General features: G+C 62.1%; 14 protein-coding genes and 1 pseudogene. 4 read left to right on the top strand and 11 right to left on the bottom strand.

Annotated elements, in window-relative coordinates:
• From P8X75_11995 to P8X75_11970, 6 genes are all read right to left on the bottom strand, one after another.
• Window positions 1–898, bottom strand: an 898-nt coding sequence (locus tag P8X75_11995; protein ID MEJ1995909.1) for a DUF3179 domain-containing protein, incomplete at its 3' end; no start/stop codon positions are given.
• 47 nt (window positions 899–945) lie between these two features.
• Window positions 946–1,275, bottom strand: coding sequence for a DUF6285 domain-containing protein (locus P8X75_11990; protein MEJ1995908.1), 330 nt, complete (start codon window positions 1,273–1,275; stop codon window positions 946–948).
• On the bottom strand, window positions 1,272–2,306 hold the full coding sequence (locus P8X75_11985; GenBank protein ID MEJ1995907.1) for a phosphotransferase family protein: 1,035 nt from the start codon (window positions 2,304–2,306) through the stop codon (window positions 1,272–1,274). The genes P8X75_11990 and P8X75_11985 overlap by 4 nt, the downstream gene beginning before the upstream one ends.
• A gap of 28 nt (window positions 2,307–2,334) precedes the next feature.
• Entirely contained in the window at window positions 2,335–3,531 is a 1,197-nt protein-coding gene (locus P8X75_11980) for an acyl-CoA dehydrogenase family protein (GenBank protein MEJ1995906.1), read from the bottom strand.
• A 28-nt stretch (window positions 3,532–3,559) separates the two neighbouring features.
• The gene (locus P8X75_11975; GenBank protein MEJ1995905.1) at window positions 3,560–4,327 is read right to left on the bottom strand and encodes a glucose 1-dehydrogenase; all 768 of its coding nucleotides are present in this window, start codon (window positions 4,325–4,327) and stop codon (window positions 3,560–3,562) included.
• Window positions 4,324–5,961, bottom strand: coding sequence for an acyl-CoA synthetase (locus P8X75_11970; protein ID MEJ1995904.1), 1,638 nt, complete (start codon window positions 5,959–5,961; stop codon window positions 4,324–4,326). Before P8X75_11970 ends, P8X75_11975 begins: the two co-directional genes overlap by 4 nt.
• A 141-nt stretch (window positions 5,962–6,102) precedes the next feature.
• Between P8X75_11970 and P8X75_11965 the strand changes: the two genes are divergently transcribed.
• Window positions 6,103–6,768: a DsbA family oxidoreductase gene (locus P8X75_11965; protein MEJ1995903.1), complete on the top strand. Its 666-nt coding sequence runs from the start codon at window positions 6,103–6,105 to the stop codon at window positions 6,766–6,768.
• Here P8X75_11965 and mfd read toward each other — a convergent pair.
• Window positions 6,765–10,250 carry a transcription-repair coupling factor gene (gene mfd / locus P8X75_11960; protein ID MEJ1995902.1) on the bottom strand — a complete coding sequence of 1,162 codons (3,486 nt, stop codon included), beginning with the start codon at window positions 10,248–10,250 and terminating at the stop codon, window positions 6,765–6,767. The two genes, P8X75_11965 and mfd, sit on opposite strands and share 4 nt — an antisense overlap.
• Before the next feature lie 9 nt (window positions 10,251–10,259).
• Window positions 10,260–10,541, bottom strand: a complete 282-nt coding sequence (locus P8X75_11955; protein MEJ1995901.1) for a succinate dehydrogenase assembly factor 2 — start codon at window positions 10,539–10,541, stop codon at window positions 10,260–10,262.
• 131 nt (window positions 10,542–10,672) lie between these two features.
• On the opposite strand from P8X75_11955, the gene recG reads away from it, so the two are divergent.
• Entirely contained in the window at window positions 10,673–12,769 is a 2,097-nt protein-coding gene (gene recG / locus P8X75_11950; GenBank protein ID MEJ1995900.1) for an ATP-dependent DNA helicase RecG, read from the top strand.
• 3 nt (window positions 12,770–12,772) lie between these two features.
• Here the strand turns inward: recG and P8X75_11945 are convergent, their stop codons facing one another.
• Both P8X75_11945 and P8X75_11940 read right to left on the bottom strand, forming a co-directional pair.
• Window positions 12,773–14,209 (bottom strand): DUF502 domain-containing protein, encoded by a 1,437-nt coding sequence (locus P8X75_11945; GenBank protein ID MEJ1995899.1) that lies wholly within the window; start codon window positions 14,207–14,209, stop codon window positions 12,773–12,775.
• Window positions 14,210–14,291: 82 nt separating this feature from the next.
• Window positions 14,292–15,164, bottom strand: coding sequence for an alpha/beta hydrolase (locus tag P8X75_11940; GenBank protein ID MEJ1995898.1), 873 nt, complete (start codon window positions 15,162–15,164; stop codon window positions 14,292–14,294).
• 149 nt (window positions 15,165–15,313) lie between these two features.
• Between P8X75_11940 and gpmA the strand changes: the two are divergent.
• Both gpmA and P8X75_11930 read left to right on the top strand, forming a co-directional pair.
• A pseudogene (gpmA, locus tag P8X75_11935) lies at window positions 15,314–15,991 on the top strand (2,3-diphosphoglycerate-dependent phosphoglycerate mutase).
• Between the two features lie 625 nt (window positions 15,992–16,616).
• Window positions 16,617–19,184, top strand: coding sequence for an ATP-binding protein (locus tag P8X75_11930; protein ID MEJ1995897.1), 2,568 nt, complete (start codon window positions 16,617–16,619; stop codon window positions 19,182–19,184).
• A gap of 63 nt (window positions 19,185–19,247) precedes the next feature.
• On the opposite strand, the gene P8X75_11925 is transcribed toward P8X75_11930, so the two are convergent.
• Window positions 19,248–20,183, bottom strand: coding sequence for a crotonase/enoyl-CoA hydratase family protein (locus P8X75_11925; GenBank protein MEJ1995896.1), 936 nt, complete (start codon window positions 20,181–20,183; stop codon window positions 19,248–19,250).
• Window positions 20,184–20,211 lie beyond the last annotated feature (28 nt).

The raw sequence follows: 20,211 nt of genomic DNA, 5'->3' as shown, positions 1-20,211 counted from the left end.
CGTGAGGAACCAGGGCCCCTTGGCGGGTGACCACGACCTGCCCGATATCCCTGCCTTCGGAGATCTCACTGCTATCCAGGGCGGAGTTCATGCCGCTTTTCCATTCCAAGACCAAGCCCGACTCTTCCAGGCGCCCGGCTTCCTGCAAGCGGCTGAGGGGCCAGGCTTCATCCCCGACAGCCACGACATAGGCCAAGGGCGTGATCCCGTCGGGCAGGTCACCCTGATAGAGAAAGGGAAAGCTGCTGGAGTCATAGCCGCTGTAAGGATTGGACCCATAGGGCCTGAGGTCCTCGTCGCTGGGGACCAGCACCTCCGCGTTTCCTTCCCGCTGCGTGAACGCGCTGAAGGATTCCAGTCTTGCAGGCAGAACGGTAAGTCTTTGGCCCGTCCGCGCGCCAACGATCGCCTCGCCCAGAAACTGCTGCCACCAGGATTCGCTTTGGCGGTCGTACATGACAAGGTCTGAGCGGCGCAGCTTCCCGGTGGTGCCGAACTCCAGAACCTCACCCTCCACCCGCCGGTCGAACACGATGGCGGCGTTGCAAAGCGGACAGTAGGTAACGGCGACCGGGACGCCGGCTATCACGTCGTTCACGATCTCATGCCAGATCAGGATGCGAAGCGGATAGGCGCGGGCGACCCCCTCCACGCTAAGGCCGATCACCGGCTCGCTTCCTGCCAGTCCCTCGATCTGATCGGCTGGCAGGAATCTCGGGTCGTCGATGGAGGGAATGCCATCCTTTGGCGGCCCACCCGATTGAATTTCAGAAAGACCGACGGAGGTCTTTGTGAAGTCTGTCTCAGGCCACTCACTCGCCCAATAGCTTGGTGGGCTCTGCGCCAGTGCGGCAGGGCTTATGAAGAGAACCAACAGAAGGCTTCTCAGAAGAACCATGCGTCGGTTCTAGAACGCCCGGTCCGAGGGGGCAAATAACAAGCCTGTTATTCCTTGAGCCCGGGCGAGACGATCTCCGCTCTTGCCTCGGCATCTCTCAGAAGGGCCTGGTAAAGTCCAGGCTCTCCAGCAGCGTGCTTCTCTCGCAGCGCGGCTACCAGTTCTTCATCCGAGCTGTATCCAAGCGCTTCCAGGTCTGCCTCCCAGCGTGCCGCCCTCTCCGATGCGCTCCCAAGTTCGCGTCCGGCAATCCCCAACGCGTTGGCGACCATGAGCGCATGGAAGCGCTGCTTGCCTTGCAGGGATGGGGCGAGTTCCTCCTTCAGCAGGCGCTGCGCCTCCTCCAGCAGTTCCAGGGCGTTCGGGCGGTCGCTCATGAGGCGGCACTCCAGCGTTCCGGTGAGGTCAGGGTGAGGATGTCGCGTTCCAACCCCGCTATCAGGCGTCCCGTCAAGGCAAGCTCCAGGCTCTTCTGTGATCCGCTTGAGTGCCGGGCGCCTTGCTGAAGCGCAATAACCGCCCAGCGGATATGCGCCATCACTTCCCAGTAGGCCACGGCCTCGTCGTCGATCTCCCGGTCCGATTGGCGCCGGTAGCCTTCATAAAACGCCTCCCGGCTGCCGATCCCGCCCGCTTCGCGGTCCGGCCGGCCGAAGCGCCAGCAGGCGGCCAGGAACCAGCCGAGATCGCTCATGGGGTCGCCCCAAGCGCAGAACTCCCAATCCAGGATGGCGACAAGCCCCTGATCGTCCAGCATGTAGTTCCCGGTCCTGAAATCCTGATGAACGAGGACTAGGCCACCCGCTGGAGGGTCTGGGGCCTGCGCCGCGCACCAGGCCAGCCCCCACTCCAGAGCAGGGCGGCTTTCCCCCAGTTCATCCAGATAGGACCGGTACCTTCTAACGGCGTGTTCGGCGGGAGACCCATCGGGTGTCTCCAGGAAGGCAAGGTCGTCGCGCGGCGGAACGATTGAATGGATGCGTGCCATCTCTTCGCCCAACTGGCGCGCAAGGGCTTCGCGGTCACCGCCAAGGGTCTCATCCTTGACCACCTTGGGGCCCAGCGCCACGCCGGGGAGAAACCGCATAAGATAGAATGGCCGGCCTATCACGCCTTGATCCTGACAAAGCCATAGAGGCTCAGGAACGCTCACGCCAGCGGCCTCTGCCGCCTTCAGAAGGGCGAATTCCTGGGCACGCGTGAGACTGACCGCCACACCGGACGGGGCGTCTGTTCTCAAGACCACCTCCAGCCGCCCGTCGTAGGGGCCACCGTCGATCTCCAGGGTTAGCTTCCAGTTCTCCTGAATGGCGCCGCCAGTAAGCGGGGTGGCATCGGAAACGGTGACGCCCTGCGCTCCCGCCTGCGCTCCAAGCCAGGTCTCAAGGTCTTGCTTTCTTTCTAGCATTGGCATGTCTTCGCCGCCCTGGGACAGGTCAGGACCAGTTCCAGAAGTCGCGCCCTTCCTGCATGAGGAACCGGCAGAGCACCATTCGGTGGACCTCTGAAGCGCCATCGACAAGACGCGCCTGACGGGCGTAGCGGTACATCCACTCCAGGGGCGTATCTTTCGAGTAGCCCCGCGCGCCGCAAAGCTGGATGGCGGTGTCGACCGCCTCATGCAGCGCGTCGGCCACCTCGATCTTTGCCATGGAAACCTCTTTGCGGGCGAAGTCTCCCTGATCGAGCTTCCAGGCGGCCTTCATGGTCAAGAGCCGCCCCACTTCGATCTTCATGGCGGCGGCGCCCAGAAGGTTCTGCACCGACTCCCGATCCGCCAGGCTTTGACCGAAGGAGCGGCGTTCATTGACATAGGCCGAGGCAATCTCAAGCGCGCGGCGCGCCATGCCAAGCCAGCGCATGCAGTGGGTCAGGCGTGCCGTGCCAAGGCGGATCTGGGTCAGCTTCAGGCCATCGCCCACCTCCATCAGGCGGTTCTCGTCGGGGATCGTCAGGCCCTCGAACACCAGTTCGCAATGACCGCCGTGTTCCTCAGGGCCCATGATTGGGATCCGCCGGACGATCTCCCACCCTGGCTGGTCACGATCGAACAGAAAGGCGGTCAGACCCTTCCGCGGATCGTCGGACGTCCGGGCGATCAGGATGAAGTGCTGGGCCACGCCCGCCCCGGTTATGAACCATTTCCGTCCATTGACGACCCAATCATCCCCTTGGCGCTCGGCTTTCGTGAGCATCTGCGAGGGGTCGGACCCGGCGCCGGGCATGGGTTCCGTCATGGCGAACGCGGAACGCACCTTGCCCTCGACGATAGGCTGCAGCCAACGGTCCTGCTGATCCGGGCGGGCAACCTTCTCCAGCACGATCATTTTGCCGTCGTCCGGCTCCGCGCTGTTGAAGGCGACAGGCCAAAAGATCGAGCGGCCCATTTCCTCATAACAGGCCGCCATCCCCACGATGGAGAGGCCCTGCCCGCCGCGTGCAAGCGGCATCTGGGGAGCCCATAGACCGGCCGACTTCACCTTGGCGCGCAGCTCTTCGAGCCTGTCGCTGCGAATGTTCTCATGGTCGTCGTAACTGCTTGGATCGCCCTCAAGAGGAAATATCTCGCCCTGGACGAAATCGCGGATGGCGATGCGAAGGTGTTCCTGCTCTTGAGATAAGTTGAAGTCCATAGTTAGATACTACCTATATCTCTTTGATTTATATAATTGATGACTGCCCACCGTCCACGACGACGACGGATCCCGTCATGAACCCGCCGGCATCTCCGGCCAGCAAAAGCAAGGGGCCGTCCAGATCGTGCAGCCGCCCAAAGCGGCGTTGGGGGATACGCTTGCGGATGGCTTCCCCTGCCTGACTGGCGAGAAAGTCCTTGTTGAGATCGGTCTCTATGTAGCCAGGCGCCAAGGCGTTGACCCGTATGCCGTTACGCGCCCACTCCGCCGCAAGCGCCCGGGTCAGGTTGATCAAGGCGGCTTTTGACGCGCCGTAGGCCGGGACGCCCTGGGTTCCGTTTAACCCCAGAATGGATGCGATGTTGATGATGCTCCCGCCCTCGCCATGGGCGGCCATGGCGCGGCCCGCCTCCTGCGCCATGATCCAGGCGCCACGAAGGTTTACCTCTATGACCGAATCCCAATCCTCAAGCGGCGTTTCCAAGGCCGGCGCCGTCTTGGCGACACCAGCGTTGTTCACCAGGATCCGCAGAGGACCGAGCTCCGTTTCCGTTTCCTCCACCGCTCTGGCGACCTGCACCGGGTCGCTGACATCGACCTCGATGGGTAAGGCTCTTGCGCCCTGGTCCTGAAGCTCCTTCGCCAGGGCGACCAACCTGTCGCCGCGCCGGGCCGCCAGGGCGATCTTGGCCCCTGCCCCAGCCAAGACACGGGCAAACCCTGCGCCCAAGCCGCTGGAGGCGCCGGTTACGAGGGCGACCCGGCCGTCGAGAGAAAAGAGGCTATCGGTCATAGGGTCTTTGCTCTCTCCCTTAGATCAAATTTCTGGATCTTGCCGGTCGATGTCTTTGGCAAGGGTCCGAAGATGATGGTCCTGGGCACCTTAAATCCTGCCAAGACGCCGCGGCAGTAGTCTACGATCTCCTGAGGATCCGCCTGCTGTCCTTCTTGGAGCGTCACGAAGGCGCAAGGGGTTTCTCCCCATTTCTCGTCCGGCTTGGCCACCACGGCGGCCTCCAGGATCTTGGGGTGCCGGTAGAGCGCCTCTTCCACCTCCAGGCTGGAGATATTCTCGCCACCGGAGATGATGATGTCCTTGGCCCGATCCTTGACTTCAATGTATCCGTCCGGGTGCTGGACGCCGAGGTCGCCGGTGTGGAACCAGCCGCCGTTCAGGGCCTTCTCCGTGGCCGACGGGTTCTTGAGGTAGCCCTTCATCACGGTATTCGAACGCAGCATGATCTCGCCCATGGTTTCGCCGTCCCAGGGGACCGGTTCCATGGTGTCGGGATCGATCACCAGGGCTTCCTCCAAGGTCACGTGTTTGACGCCCTGACGCGCCATCTTCTCCGACTTCTCCCGGTCGGGAAGATCCTCCCAATTGCTTTGCCAGGCGCAGAGCGTCGCGGGACCGTAACACTCCGTCAGACCATAGAGATGCAAGACGTCAAACCCGGCAGCCGCCATGCGCTGAATCACTGCCGAGGGCGGCGCCGCTCCGCCCGTTGCGATGCGGACGCGGTGCTGGAAAAGCTCTTTCAACTCCGAGGGAGCGTGCGCCAGTAGGTTGAGCACGATGGGTGCGCCGCACATGTGAGTGACCCGCTCCTCACCGATCAGCGGATAGATCAGCGCGGGATCGACCCGGCGCAGGCAGACATGGGTCCCGGAAGCCGCCGTGACCGCCCAGGTATAGGTCCAGCCATTGCAGTGGAACATCGGCAGGGTCCAGAGGTAGACCGTCTCCGGCGTCAAACCGAAAGCCACGAGGTTCCCGAGCGCGTTCAGGTAGGCACCTCTGTGGTGATAGACCACCCCTTTGGGGTCGCCGGTCGTGCCGGAGGTGTAGTTGAGCGCGAGCGCCTGCCACTCGTCCTCAAGCCGGTTGCCTTCGAAGGAGGGATCACCCTCCGCCAGCAAGGCGTCGTAGTCGAGAGAGCCGAGCAGCGCCCCGCCCTCGCCCTCGGGATCATCGAAATCGATGACGGTGGGCGGGGTGTCGAGCATGGCGAGGGCCTTGCCAATAACCTCCGAGTACTCGCTGTCGGCGATCAGGATCTTGGCCTCGCCATGCTTGAGGATGAAGGCGATGGTCGCTGGATCCAGGCGCGTGTTAAGCGCGTTCAAGACCGCGCCCGCCATGGGAACGGCGTAGTGAGCTTCCAGCAGTGGCGGAGTGTTGGCGGCCAGTATCGCCACGCTCTCACCCTTCCCGATCCCGCGCTTTACGAGGGCCGAGGCGAAACGGCAGCAACGATCCTTGAACTCGCGGTAAGTCATGCGGGTCTGCCCATGCACAACGGCCGTCTTATCCGGGTAAACCGCCGCCGAGCGGAAAAGGAAGGAGATTGGCGAAAGCGGCACGTAGTTCGCCGCGCCCTTTTCCAGGTCGCGCTCGAAGATGTCGGCACCGTCGCTTGCCGTCATGTCTCATCCTCCCTACCTGCTTATTGTCCCACGGCGGGTCGCGTTCAGCGGCTTCTTCGCCTAAGGTTGCGGACGTGAGCTGGATTAATCAAGCGCCACAACGCCTCCTGCGCGCACAGAAACCAAGGAGCCACATTTCCTATGCGTATCGACATCTTCTCCGACACGGTTTGCCCCTGGTGCTTCATCGGCAAGCGACGGTTGGAGCGTGCGCTGGAGGGTGTGCAACCCGAGGAAGTCGAGATCCATTGGCGCGCCTTTCAATTGAACCCTGACATGCCGGCGGAAGGCATGGATCGCCGCCAGTACCTGGAGACCAAGTTCGGCGGTCCGGACGGCGCGCAACAGGTCTATCAGCAGATCGCCAGCGCGGGCGACGGCGAAGGCATCGATTTCCAATTCAAGTCGATCGAGCGGACGCCGAACTCGGTGCAGTCACATCGCCTGGTCCGCTTCGCCAGCAGCCAGGGCAAGCAGGATGCCGTGGTCGAACGCCTCTTCAAGGCCTACTTCCTGGAAGGCCAGAATATCGGCGACGATGCTGTGCTTGTCGAACTGGCGGTGGAGGCCGGCCTCGACAAGGCGGAAGCCGAAGCCTTCATCGCAGGCGATGAACACCGCGAGGAGATCCTCGCCGAAGACCTCTATGCGCGCCAGCAGGGCATCAACGGCGTGCCCTGCTTCATCTTCAACGGGCGCTATGCCCTTTCTGGCGCGCAGGACCCCAGCGTTCTCCGCAAGGTGATCGACAGTCTTCTGGCGTCAGAGGATGGAACCCTGCCCGGCGTCGAAGAGCAGGAGGCCTAGGCCGCCTGCGCCATCTCCGCGAGGTCGTTCAACAGGAGACGCACGCCCTTCAGCCGGTCGCGCGAAGAGGTCCAGGAACGGCGATAGACCAGACGATGGTCGGGCCTTAGCTGCACCTTTCCGACTTGCTGCTGGATCAGGGATACGAGGGCGCCCGGGTTCGGGAAGCTATCGTTGTGGAAAGCGATCACCAGACCTTTGGGGCCGGAGTCCACCTTCTCTACGCAGGCCCGGCGGCAGAGCTGCTTGATGGTCATGACATCCAGCAGGTTTTCCACTTCCTCCGGCAGCGGGCCGAAACGGTCGATGAGTTCGGCGGCGAAGGCCTCGATTTCCTGCCTGTCTTCAAGCTGAGACAGGCGGCGATAGAGTCCGAGACGGACATCCAGATCGGCCACGTAGGCCTCCGGGATCAAGACCGAGGTGCCAAGATTCAGTTGTGGCGACCAGGCATCGGGCAACTCGGACGTTTCCGCCTCCCCCTTCGCTGTCGCGACGGCCTCTTCGAGCATCTGCTGGTACAGCTCAACCCCGACTTCCCGGATGTGTCCTGACTGCTCTTCACCCAGCAAGTTGCCCGCGCCACGGATATCCAGATCGTGGCTGGCAAGGGTGAAGCCTGCGCCGAGGTGGTCCAAGGTCTGCATCACGTGCAGGCGGCGCTGCGCCGTGCTTGACAGCAGGCGGCCCGGCGGAAGCGTCAGATAGGCATAGCCCCGGATCTTCCCCCGCCCGATCCGGCCCCGGAGCTGATAGAGCTGCGATAGCCCGAACATATCCGCCCGGTGAATGATCAGGGTATTCGCCGTCGGGATATCCAGCCCCGACTCCACGATGTTGGTTGAGAGCAGCACGTCGAAACGCCGCTCGTAGAAGCCGGTCATGACCTCTTCCAGTTCATTGGGCGTCAGGCGGCCGTGGGCGATGCCAACCTTCACTTCCGGTACGAGGTCCTTTAGCCGCTGCTCGAGAAGAGGCAGGTCCTCAAGCCTCGGGCAGACATAAAAGCTTTGGCCGCCGCGATGGAGTTCACGCAGGATCGCCTCGCGGACGACGATGGGATCATAGGGCAGAACAAAGGTCCGCACGGCGAGCCGGTCGACAGGTGGCGTTGCGATCAGGCTCATTTCCCGCAGGCCCGACATGGCCATCTGCAGGGTCCGGGGTATCGGCGTTGCGGAGAGAGTCAGGACGTGGACGTCCGCGCGCAGCTGTTTCAGCTTTTCCTTCTGCTTCACGCCGAAGTGCTGCTCCTCGTCCACGATCACCATGCCCAGGCGCTTGGCCTTGACCCCCTCGCCCAAGAGCGTGTGGGTACCGATCACGATGTCCAGGGTGCCTTTGGACAGCTCCTCCTTTACCAACTTGGAGTCCTTTGCGCCGACCAGGCGGGACAGCATGCCGATCCGGACCGGCATGCCGGCGAAGCGCTCCTTGAAGGTCGCATAGTGCTGGCGCGCCAGGAGTGTGGTGGGAACGATCAGGGCGACCTGCTGGCCGGACAAGGCGACGAGGAAGGCCGCACGCAGGGCGACTTCTGTCTTTCCGAAGCCGACGTCTCCGCAAACCAAACGGTCCATTGGCCGGCCTGAGGAAAGATCATCGATCACCTGGGAGATGGCGCGCTCCTGGTCCTCGGTCTCGGGATAGGGAAAGCGCGCGCAGAACTCCTCATAAAGTCCGGCCGGCTGTTCGATGGGCGGAAGTGAGCGAAGTTCCCGCTGCGCAGCGATCTTCATCAGTTGCTCGGCGATCATCTTCAGGCGCGCGCGGACCTGGGCGCGCCGGGCCTGCCACTGCCCCTGCCCCAGCCTGTCCAGCTCGACGGAACTGGAATCAGAGCCGTAGCGGGACAGCACCTCGATATTCTCCACCGGAACAAAGAGCCGGTCGCCGCCGTGGTAGACGACCTTCAAGCAGTCGTGGGGCGCCCCACCGACATCGATGGTGAGCAGTCCGTCATAGCGTCCGATGCCGTGATCCACATGGACAACGATGTCGCCTTCGGAAATGGAGGAGACTTCGCTCAGGAAGTTGTCAGACCGGCGTTTGCTCTTGCTGGCGCGGCCCAAGCGTTGACCCAGAATGTCCTGTTCGGAAACAAAGCTCACACCACCGATGGTGAAACCGCGCTCGGCATCCAGCAGGATCAATCCAATGGTTCCAACCGGAAGCGCTTTGGCCTCTTCCCAGCTCTCGACCGTGACGATCGGGCGGGTAAGATGCTCGGCCAGCAAGCCGCGAAACCGTTCCCGCGCCCCCTCGGTGGCGCTCACGATCACAACGGAATGCTTGGCCCGCTCCATAGCCTGGCAATGGTCTTCAAGCGCCTTGTAGAGCGCGGCCACGCCCTCGATCCGGGCGTCCGCGAAGGACGGACCTGGCTCTCCACCGAGGTCGACCACCTCCTGTCGGCTCGTCTCTGGTGCGGAAAACTCATGGAAGTAGCCGCGGGCGCGACTCTCCAGTAGGGCATTCCATTCGCTCTCTTCCAGGTAGAGCGCCTTTGGCGGCAAAGGATGGTAGACGCCCTCTTCCTGACCCTTGGGGTCTGCTGCGGCTACGGCGCGCCTTGCTTCATAGAAATCCCGGACTGCCTCCAGTCGCGCGGCCCTAACTTCCTCGGCGCGGGGATCGAAGGTTATGGCGGCATCGTCCGGGCAGTAGTCGAGCACCCGCTCCAAATGGTCATGAAACAGGGGCAACCAGTGCTCCATGCCCTGTTGCGGTCGGCCTTCGCTGACAGCCTCGTAGAGAGGGTCTGCGAGACCGGAGACACCGAAAGATTCCCGGTAGCCTGAGCGAAAGCGGGCGATGCTCTCCTCATCCAGCAGAAGCTCATTGACCGGGCGCAGGACAAGCTCTGGCAGCGCCCCGCTGCTCCTCTGACTCAAGGGGTCGAAAGAGCGCAGCTGTTCCAGTTCATCCCCGAAGAAATCGAGACGGACCGGCAGTTCCTGTCCGGATGCGAAGACATCGACGATCCCGCCCCGCAACGCGTACTCCCCCGGCTCGCCCACCGTATTCACCCGGAAATATCCGTTCTCACGCAGGAAAGCGATCAACTCCTCCGGCGCACAGCGGGACCCGGGCTTCAGGTTCAGGACCCGGCCTTCAAAGAGGCTGCGGGGCGGTACCCGTTGCAGGAAGGCGTTGACCGTCGTGATGACCAGCCGCCCGGCTTTGGGCGCCGGCTGCAGCAGCCGGCTCAAGCTGTCGATGCGTCGGGAGACGATGTCACGATGCGGCCCGACCCGGTCGTAGGGCAGGCAGTCCCAGGCGGGAAGAATCAAAACCTCGGGGCGGTCGTCGAAGAAGCGCACCAGTTCCGCCAACCTTGCCATCCGCGCATCGTCCCGCGCGACATGGAGCAGCGTACGCCCCGCTGCAGGCGTCAGGCTTTTGGCCAGGAACCAGCCGTCCACCCCCTCTGGCGCCCGGCTTAGAGCCAGCGGTTGCCCAGCTGCAAAAAGATCTTTCATTCCAGGCGTCTACTTATCTTTCTGAAAGTCGATCATGGCCCGCATGATGGGCGTCTCAAGGTCTTCAGGAAGAGGGATTTGGCCGGTCAGCCAAGTGACCAGGCTGGGATCGGGCAGCCTCAGAATCGTTTCGAACTCATCCAGATCCTCGTGGCCCATGCCGGCCAGAGCCGAGTCCGCGAAGGGGCCTATCAGAAGATCCGCCTCCTTGGTGCCCCGATGCCAGGCGCGGAAGCGCAAGCGCTTGCGGCGTATTTCGAGATCGTCGCGGCTAAATTCGGGATCGGTCATTGTCTCTCTTCCATGAAGCTGGCGTAGGATATAGAGCGAAGCGGCGGCGCTGTCAGCCGGGCAATCCCTCCGGGCGGCGCTTTCTCCTAGTATGATCCCCAGCCCTCTTTATCTGGGCCGGGTCGGCGGAAGTGAGCGAAGCGAAGGTGAGACCGGAAATCCTTTTCCCCCTGTTCCAGCCGATCACAAGCCTAGCCGGCGTGGGGCCGCGGCTCGCCAAGCTCTTCGAGCAACTCGCCGGTCCGAAGGTGGTCGACCTCTGCTGGCACCTGCCCAGCGGTTTGATCGACAGACGTTATGCGCCGAAAGCCGCCGAGGCCGAACCTGGCCGAGTCGCGACCATCGAGCTGACGGTGATGGACCACCGGCCGGGCCGAACATCGCGGCAGCCTTACCGCGTTCTTTGCTCCGACTCCAGTGGGGAACTGGAACTGGTTTTCTTTCATGCAAGGCCCGACTATCTGAACCGCCTTTTGCCGATTGGCGAGCAGGTATTGGTCTCTGGTCGGGTGGAGATTTTCGGCGGGCGGCCACAGATGACCCATCCCGACCACGTCGGGCGCCCCCAGGACCGCAAGGAACTCCAAAAGGTCGAGCCGGTCTACCCCTTGACCGCCGGGCTCTCCTTAAAGCTCGTCTCCAAGGCGGTCGCCGCCTCGGTGAAGCTGGCCCCGGAACTGCCCGAGTGGTGTGACCCGGCTCTGGTTGGGCGGGAGGGCTGGGCGCCCTGGCGTGAAGCCCTGGAAAAGGCCCACTCTCCACAGGAGAACAGCGATTTGGCGCCGACCACGCCGAGCCGCCGGCGCTTGGCCTATGACGAGCTTCTGGCCAACCAGTTGGCCCTCGTGCTGATGCGGGCAGCCATGAAACGCAAACCGGGGCGCGTGATCAGGGGGGACGGGCACCTGCGCCGGAAGGTCATTGAGGCCCTGCCTTTCAGTCTCACGTCGTCTCAGCTGCGGGCGGTATCGGAGATCGAGGCCGACATGGCGGATAGCGGGCGCATGCTGCGCCTTCTCCAGGGGGATGTCGGCAGCGGCAAGACAGTGGTCGCCCTGCTCGCCATGCTGATCGCCGTGGAGTCAGGCGCGCAGGCCGCCATCATGGCGCCGACCGAGATACTGGCGCGCCAGCACTATGAAACCCTCAAGCCGCTTGCGGAGGCGGCAGGCGTGGAGATCATCCTGCTGACCGGGCGCGACAAGAGTAAGGCGAGAGGCGAAAGGCTCGCCGCCTTGGCGGAGGGCCGCGCGGCGCTTGCGGTCGGCACCCATGCCCTGTTCCAGCAAGAGGTGGCCTTCAAGGACCTCGCCTTCGCCGTGATCGACGAACAACACCGGTTCGGTGTGCATCAGCGCCTGAACCTCGCGGCAAAGGGCGAGCAGGTGGATGTGCTGGTCATGACCGCCACGCCCATACCGCGGACTCTCATGCTGACGGCCTATGGCGACATGGTCAGCTCGCAGTTGACCGAGAAGCCCGCGGGCCGGAAGCCGGTCGACACCAGAACCTTGCCGTTGGAGCGCCTTCCCGATGTTGTTGAGGGCCTGAAGCGGGCTCTGGATGGCGGCGCGCGGGTCTATTGGGTCTGTCCCCTGATATCGGAATCGGAGAACAGCGATCTCGCTGCGGCGGAGGAGCGCCTACAGCATCTGAGGAAGGTATTCGGGGAAAAAGTGGGGCTGGTGCATGGCCGCATGAAAGGCCCCGAGCGGGACGCGGTCATGACCGCCTTCAAGGCAGGAGAGGTCACGGTTCTGGTCGCGACCACCGTCATCGAGGTGGGAGTGGACGTGCCGGAGGCCACGGTCATGGTGATTGAACACGCCGAGCGCTTTGGCCTTTCCCAACTTCATCAGTTGCGAGGCCGCATCGGGCGAGGCTCCGAGAAGTCGAGTTGCCTCCTGCTCTACCAGCAACCGCTCGGCAGCGTCGCCAGGGCACGGCTTGAGGTAATGCGCGAAACCGAAGACGGCTTCAAGATCGCTGAACAGGACCTGAGGCTGAGAGGCGCTGGCGAGGTCCTGGGGACCCGTCAAAGCGGCATGCCGAGTTTCCGCTTGGCCGACATTGCCATCCATGACGATTTGCTGGCGATGGCCAGAGACGACGCCAAGCTGATCGTGGAACGGGATCCGGATTTGAAGGGTGCGCGCGGCAAGGCGCTGCGCACGCTGCTCTATCTGTTCGAGCGGGACAACGCCGTCAGATACTTGAGGTCCGGATAAGGCTCAGGCGCGCTTGAGTGCCTGGGTCTCTTCCTCCGTGGCTGCGGCCTTCGGGTCTTGGGGCGTGATGATCCCACCCGAAACCACCATCTTCAGCCCCTCCTCCACCGTCATGGAGAGTTTCTGCGTCTCGGCGCGCGGCACGAAAAGCAGGAATCCCGATGTGGGGTTCGGCGTCGTCGGCAGGAAAATATTGACCACGTCGTCCTTGGTCAGTTCCTGAATGTGCCCCTCGGTCTTTCCCGTGACGAAGCCGATCGCCCAGGAGCCTTTGCGGGGGTACTCGAATAGCACCACATCCCGAAAAGCATTGGACTGCTGGGCAATGATGGTTTCGACGATCTGCTTGATCGCGCTGTAGATCGAGCGGGCGACCGGCAAGCGCGCGACAAACCTGTCAGCCACGCCCATGGCGGCCCGCCCGAGCACGCCGGCGGCGATCATGCCGACGATGATTAGGAAGACCACCAGGATGAGAAGTCCCAGGCCCGGGATCGAGAATGGCAGGTAGGTGTCAGGGTTCCAGCGATCAGGGATCAAGGGGACGACCCGGGAGTCGACAAAGGCCAGAACCTCAAGCGCCAGCCAGACTGTCAGGCTGATCGGTACCGTGACCAATACGCCGGTAAAGAAATAGGTCCGCAGGCGCCCCAGAAAGCTTGAGCGCTTGCGCGTCTGTTCCTCTTTCTCCTCGCTGGAAGGCTCCAGAGCCGTCCCGTTCAGTCGAGCCTTCCGCTTGGCCTCGTCCGTAGCCGGCGGGACGATACCCCCTGAAACGACCAGCTTGACGCCAGCTTCAACGGAGATATCGAGGTCGTATACCTCATTGCTTGGAATGAAGAGCAAGAACCCGGTTGTGGGGTTGGGCGTGGCGGGAATGAAAACATTGATCGTCGTGGCGTCCGTCAGGCGCTGAACCTCCCCTTCGGTTTCGCCGGTGACAAAGCCCACCGCCCAAGAGCCGCGGCGCGGATACTCAACCAGCACCACGCGGCGGAATGCCGATGCATCTTGCTGAAGCAATGTCTCAAGGACTTGCTTTATTGAGCTATAAATACTACGGAAAAATGGAATTCGGCTTACCAGCCTCTCCCCTGTCCGCATCAGGGCGCGTCCAAGATATCCGGCGGCCAGAAAGCCGATCAGGGTGAGGCCCACCAGGGCTATGATGACCCCCAGTCCAGGGATGTCGAAGTACGGCAGGTGAACCCACTGCTCCAGGTAGGTCTCCGGGTTCCAGCGCGGCGGGATAAGCGGCTTTACGGTCGAATCGATGAAGGAAATGAAGCGCCATATCAGCCAGATCGTCAGGCCGAGAGGCGCGGTGACCAGAACGCCGGCGAGAAAGTAGCTTCTGAGGCGCAAGCCGAATGGGCCGTGAATCCGTCCATGGCTGGATCCACCGCTTTCTTTGCGCTCAGTCTTCTGGCGTTCTTTCATCCCTGCTCCGCTCCGTTGAGCGCCCGTTGATCAGAAATAGGGAGCCGACGGCCTCTATAACAGGTCATGGATGCGGATTTCACTAGCGGTGAAAAAATTCGATCAGGGCGTCAGCCGTCGCCTCGGGCTGCTCCTCCGGCACGAAATGTCCGCAAGGCAGCGCCCGGCCTTCCACCCGATGCGCGCGCTCCTTCCAGATGCTCAGCACATCGTATGTGCGGCCGACGAGTCCCTTCTCACCCCACAGAACGAGAAGCGGTACGCTGGACTTCCGGCCAAGATCTGCGCGGTCCAGCGTCAGGTCGATGGAAGCGCCCGCTCTGTAGTCCTCGCAGGTCGCATGAATCGTGGCTGGATCGGAAAAGCAGCGGAGATACTCCGCAAAGGCCTCCTCGCTGTAGAAATCCTTCGTACCGCTCCAGGCTGCTAGGGTGGAGCGCAGGTAGAACTCTGGGTCGCCGCCGATCAGGCGCTCCGGAAAGTCGGCCGGTTGAATCAGAAAGAACCAGTGGTAGTAGGCCTTTGCGAAGGCCATGTCGGTTCCTTCGTACATGGCGAGCGTGGGAGCGATATCGAGCACGGCGGCGCGCTCAAGCCTCGCTTCGTGATCCAACATCATCCGATGCGTCACGCGCGCGCCGCGGTCATGGCCCGCGACGCTGAAGCGGTCGAATCCCAGTTCTTCCATGACCCGAACCAAGTCATTCGCCATCGCCCGCTTGGAATAACCGGAGTGATCGTCTCCCGGATCCGGCTTTGACGAATCTCCATAGCCGCGAAGATCCGGACAAACCACGGTGAAGGTCGCGGCGAGCCTCTTGGCGAGCGGCGCCCACATGACATGGGTCTGCGGGTAACCATGGATAAGCAGGAGTGGCGGTCCCTTGCCGCCGATCCGAAGGTTTATCTCGGCCCCCTCGCCGCTCACGCGTTTAAGTTCGTATCCCTTGAACATCGTGTCCCTATCGCTCCCCGCGCCCCGGATGAGGGTTCTCCGCTCATCCTCGCCCAGACTTGATAAATCTCAAGTCTCGTGTTCCAAAAGCCCAATCATGGTCGCCGGACCGCCGTACCAGTCGTGACTATACGCACAAGGACACCCTCATGCCCGATTTGATCCTCCTCCGTCATGGTCAAAGTCAGTGGAACCTTGAGAACCGCTTTACCGGTTGGGTCGACGTGGATTTGACGCCCGATGGTGTGAAGGAGGCGACGCGGGCTGGCGATCTTCTGGCCGCGGAGGGCTTCCAGATTGATCGCGCCTTCACCTCGGTCTTGAAGCGGGCAATCCGGACGCTTTGGATATCCCTCGATCGTCTTGACCAGATGTGGGTTCCGGTAGAGCGGAGCTGGAAGTTGAATGAGCGTCACTACGGCGCGCTTCAAGGATTGGACAAAGCTGAGACCGCCGCCAAATATGGAGATGAGCAGGTCTTGATCTGGAGGCGGAGCTACGACACGCCTCCCCCGCTCCTCGCTTCGGACGATGAACAGCATCCCCGATGGGACCGCCGCTACGCAAATGTCGATGCGGACGATCTGCCGGGCGGTGAAAGCCTAGAGCTTACCCTCCAACGGGTCTTGCCTTACTGGGAGGCTAGTATCGTTCCCTGCCTGAGGGCCGGTGAAACGGTTCTGATCGCAGCGCACGGGAACAGTTTGCGCGCTCTGGTGAAGCATCTGGATGGAATGAGTAACGAGGAGATCTTGAAGCTGAACATTCCAACCGCCTCGCCTCTCCTCTATCGGATGAACGATGACCTCAGCATCGCGGAGAAGCGCTACCGTGGCGGCACAGGGAAAGGCAAAGGCTTGAAGACCTTCCTCCTGATCGCCTTTCTGGGCACCCTACTGGCGGTCAGCAGCGTCGGCGCTTATCTGCTGTGGGATGACATGGCTGGGGTTGAGATCGGCCTTCACGGCTTGGTCGCACTCATCGGTGGGCTCGTCTTGACCTTCCTGGTGGGGGGCGGATTGATGGCGCTGGTTTTCATCAGCAGCCGGAGCGGTCACGATCAACGGGTTGCCGATGCTGAAGGCGTCCACCCTCGCCGTCATCGCGACAGGACTACAAAATAGGCCTGAAACCGGCAGTTTCTCCCACAAAATCTTGAATTAAGCTTTACACGACTCTTGCCAGGACACCATCATCCTGGGGGGTAGTCGTGGCACTGCATTGAGCGGCCTTTCGTGGCGTACGCGTGAGGCTCTTTGCAGGACCCGGCCCTCAAGGTGGGAGACGCGGGGGCGGCCAAAGGCGACCATGAGGTCCAGCGAATACAACGATGGAGTTCTCTCCTGGCTGGTCCGGCGGCTGAGCAACCGTCAGGACAGCGAGCACGAGCAGGCATTGATCCGCCTGGTCGTGGGCTTGCTGACGATCTTCTACTGCGTCAGCTACATCGTATTGACGGACCTGACGCCGCCCTACCCGACCGAGATCATCGCCTCGATCAAGATCGCCACGGTCTTTACCTTTCTGTCGAGCTTCATCCTCGTCCATCTCCTGATCGATCCCGGAAAGTCGGTGATCCGCCGTTCCTTGGGGATGGCCTTGGACCTCTGCCTGATCACCCTCGCCTTGATCCTTGGGGGATCCTTCGCGGCTTTCTGGTATCCGATCTATCTCTGGGTCACGTTTGGCAACGGCTTCCGCTTTGGCGAGAACTACCTCTTCGCTTCCACGGTAGGCAGTCTGATCGGGTTTTCTCTGGTCATCAGCTTTTCGGAGTACTGGCAGCAGCACCCTGCCCTGTCGGCGGGCCTTTGGCTCGGGCTCGTGGTTCTTCCCGGCTATGCTTCCACCCTTATGTCAAAGCTGCGACGCGCCAAGGCGCAGGCCGAAGAGGCTAACCGCGCCAAGAGCCGGTTCCTCGCCAATACCAGTCACGAGCTGCGCACCCCGCTGAACGCGATCATTGGCATGAGCGAACTGCTGCGGTCGACCGACCTCGATGAAGAGCAGCGCGAGATGGTGCGTTCCGTGACCACCGCGGGGCAGTCGCTGCTCGGGTTGATCGACGACATCCTGGACATCTCCCGCATTGAGTCCGCCAAGGCGGTCATCCAGGACGACGACATCGACCTGCATTCAGTGATGAATGCGGTGTCCGAGATCGTGGACAACCAAGCCGCCAGCAAGGGCCTCTTCTTCGAGGTTCACGCCGACCCCCGCATTCCCTATGCGTTGCGGGGAGATGCTCAGTATCTGCGCCAGATTCTGATCAACCTTTCCTCCAACGCCATCAAGTTCACCGAGACGGGCGGCGTCCTGGCAGAGGCGCGCCTGCTGGCCGCGGACGATAACAAGATCACCCTCCGGTTCGAGGTAGTGGATACCGGGATCGGAATGCCGCCGGAAGCTCATGCCCGTATCTTCGAGACCTTCACTCAGGCTGACGACACCACTACGCGGAAGTATGGCGGCACCGGCCTCGGGCTTGCGATTTCGCGCCAGTTGGTCGAGCTCATGGGTGGTCAAATCGGCGTGGAAAGCGAAGTCGGACGCGGCAGCACTTTCTGGTTCGAGATGCCCTTCAAGGTGTCGGAGCCGAAGGAGAGCGAGGGTGAGAAGCAGACACTGAAGGGACGCGCCATCCTCCTGTCCTTCGGCGGCGGCACCCAGGGACTGGCCACCCAGCTCCGTTCAATGGGTTTGTCGGTTTTCCCCTGCCGAGACCCCAAGCAGGCGGCGGCCACGCTCCGTGCGGGCTGGGAAGATCAAGAGCATCACGCGCAGTTGGTGGTGCTCGACGCCCGCAACATGTCCGGCAATGCCGTCTCCGCCATCGCGGCGGTTCGCGCGATCGGATTGGAGGCGCCGAGGGTCCTTATCGCCAAAGAGTCCGAAGGGTTGCGTTCGATGGCGGTCAAGCGTCAGTTCGTTTCGATCCTCACCTCCCCGGATGACGACGACAGCCTTCACAATGCGGTGCATGCGGCGCTGGGGCGCGACCGCAAGGCCATGTTCTATTCCGAGAGAGCCGAGAGCACGCGCCAGAAACGCGATCAGCAGGAGAAGGCAGAGGCGCAGCAGGAAAGCAAACGCGCCTCTGCTGCCGCCGGCAAGGCAGGCAGCAAGCAAACCGACGAGGCGACCCAGTCAACTTCGCGGCCGACGGCATCGGAGACGAAGAAGCCCGCAAGCGCGCCCCGCGCCCTCAAGATCCTCGTTGCTGAGGACAACCCGATGAACCAGCGGGTCATCGCCATGACTTTGCAGCGCGCCGGGCACGAGGTCGTGTTGGCCGACGATGGCGAAGCCGCCCTGGAGGCCTTGGACAAAGACAGCTTCGATATCTTGCTGATGGACATGCATATGCCTCGGATGAGCGGCATCGAGGCGGCGAAGCTCATTCGAATGCAAGAACTCGGCGGCAAGCAGGTGCCGATCATCGGTTTTACCGCAGACGCCACCTCCGAAGCTCGCGATGCGCTTTTGGCCGCCGGCATGAATGCCTGTTTGACGAAGCCGATCGAACCGCAACGCTTATTGCAGGCGGTGATGGAGATGGTTCCCGCGGAAAGCGACGAGGGAGAGGCGCCACCTCAGAATCGCGATTTCAAGGTTCTCTCTGGGAAAGTGCTGACCCACCCCCGGTTCGACAGCCGGGAGCGCAGTCCCCTGGTGGACAAGTCGGTCTTGGAAACGCTTTTGGAGGAAGACCACGGCAAATCCCTCGCGGAGGAACTGCTCAGCGCCTTCAAGGAACACGGGAAGCGCACCTTGAAGCGTTTGGAACTAGCCGCGCAAAGTCAGCGGTACAACAAGTTCATCGAGCTTTGCGTCGAACTCCATGAGAGCGCTGAGGATATCGGCGCGCTTCGTCTGGCTGGAACTCTGGAGCGCGCGCGGCAGTTGAGCATGCGTGAATTCGAAGCTCAGGCCGCCCGCTTCTCGGACCAGATCGGCAGCGAGTTCCACGACAGCAGCAACGCCTTCGACGCCTTCCTGGAACAGAAGCTGCACGGCTGAAGCGCTACAGCAAAAAGGCCCGGCATTTCTGCCGGGCCCTCTTTGCTTTGTGGTTCCTGCGCGTTACCCCTCAAGGGGACGGGCTGCCCTGCGTTCCTGCATGAGAGCCAGACGTTCCATCTTGCGAAGATCTTCCTCGCCGAGGGTAAGCGCGGTATCGACCCAATCCACCGTGGTGTCGTAGAGCTCTTCATAGGAGAGCGGATTCACGCGGTGCCTGGCGCGATAGATCGCGAGGTTTGCGGCATGGCGGCGCGCGTTCCTGGCGGCAAAGTCCATAACGGCCGACTTGCCTTCGCCGTCCTCCACCAGCATGTCGACAAGGCCGACCTCGTAGAGCTCTTCAGCCGTGTAGATCTTGCCGGAGAGAATCATCCGTTCCGCAACCACCGTGTCGACCCGGCGGGCGATCAGGCTGTAAGCACCCATGCCGGGGAAAAGATTGAACAAGACCTCCGGCAGGCCGAACTTCGCGCTGCGCTCCGCGATCACGTAGTTGGAAGAGATTGCCGCCTCGAACCCGCCGCCAAGAGCGTCGCCCTGAACAAGCGAGATCGTCATGACCGGCAGGCCGTTGCACATGGCGTTGTTGTAGACAAGGTCCACACAGTTGGTGGCATAGGAAAGCAGGTCGCCCCTGCGCCCCTCCCGGATCAACTGCACGAAGAGACGGAGGTTGCCGCCCAAACTGAAGATGCCCGGCGTGGTGCTGCCGAAAACCATGTACTTGAAGGGAATGACCGAGGGTTCGGCGCGCAGGTAAGTGTGACGCACCATGTCCTGCAGCTGGCGACCTTCGGAGAGGAAGGTCTCCTCGACACAAGGAACGCCATGGTGACGCATCATGGTCCAGAGCACGCCACTATCGACGTCCATGTCCACTTCAAGCGCTTTGTAGCTTCTCGACTTCTGCAGCCAACCGATGACCTTGGGCCAATCGTTGCTAATCTCAGCTTGAGGCGCAGCAGCCTTCAGCGTCGTGGTTTTTGGTTTCAACATGTCGCCTTGCCCAGAATGTTGTTAATGG

Source organism: Limibacillus sp., from assembly GCA_037379885.1.
Lineage (GTDB): Bacteria > Pseudomonadota > Alphaproteobacteria > Kiloniellales > CECT-8803 > JARRJC01.
This window is presented reverse-complemented; position numbering and strand designations above follow the sequence as displayed.

What these genes read in the sequence shown, in the direction of transcription:
- P8X75_11990 (MEJ1995908.1), bottom strand. Translation starts at nt 1,275, where the DNA reads ATGAGCGACCGCCCGAACGCCCTGGAACTGCTGGAGGAGGCGCAGCGC.
- P8X75_11985 (MEJ1995907.1), bottom strand. Translation starts at nt 2,306, where the DNA reads ATGCTAGAAAGAAAGCAAGACCTTGAGACCTGGCTTGGAGCGCAGGCG.
- P8X75_11980 (MEJ1995906.1), bottom strand. Translation starts at nt 3,531, where the DNA reads ATGGACTTCAACTTATCTCAAGAGCAGGAACACCTTCGCATCGCCATC.
- P8X75_11975 (MEJ1995905.1), bottom strand. Translation starts at nt 4,327, where the DNA reads ATGACCGATAGCCTCTTTTCTCTCGACGGCCGGGTCGCCCTCGTAACC.
- P8X75_11970 (MEJ1995904.1), bottom strand. Translation starts at nt 5,961, where the DNA reads ATGACGGCAAGCGACGGTGCCGACATCTTCGAGCGCGACCTGGAAAAG.
- P8X75_11965 (MEJ1995903.1), top strand. Translation starts at nt 6,103, where the DNA reads ATGCGTATCGACATCTTCTCCGACACGGTTTGCCCCTGGTGCTTCATC.
- mfd (MEJ1995902.1), bottom strand. Translation starts at nt 10,250, where the DNA reads ATGAAAGATCTTTTTGCAGCTGGGCAACCGCTGGCTCTAAGCCGGGCG.
- P8X75_11955 (MEJ1995901.1), bottom strand. Translation starts at nt 10,541, where the DNA reads ATGACCGATCCCGAATTTAGCCGCGACGATCTCGAAATACGCCGCAAG.
- P8X75_11945 (MEJ1995899.1), bottom strand. Translation starts at nt 14,209, where the DNA reads ATGAAAGAACGCCAGAAGACTGAGCGCAAAGAAAGCGGTGGATCCAGC.
- P8X75_11940 (MEJ1995898.1), bottom strand. Translation starts at nt 15,164, where the DNA reads ATGTTCAAGGGATACGAACTTAAACGCGTGAGCGGCGAGGGGGCCGAG.
- P8X75_11925 (MEJ1995896.1), bottom strand. Translation starts at nt 20,183, where the DNA reads ATGTTGAAACCAAAAACCACGACGCTGAAGGCTGCTGCGCCTCAAGCT.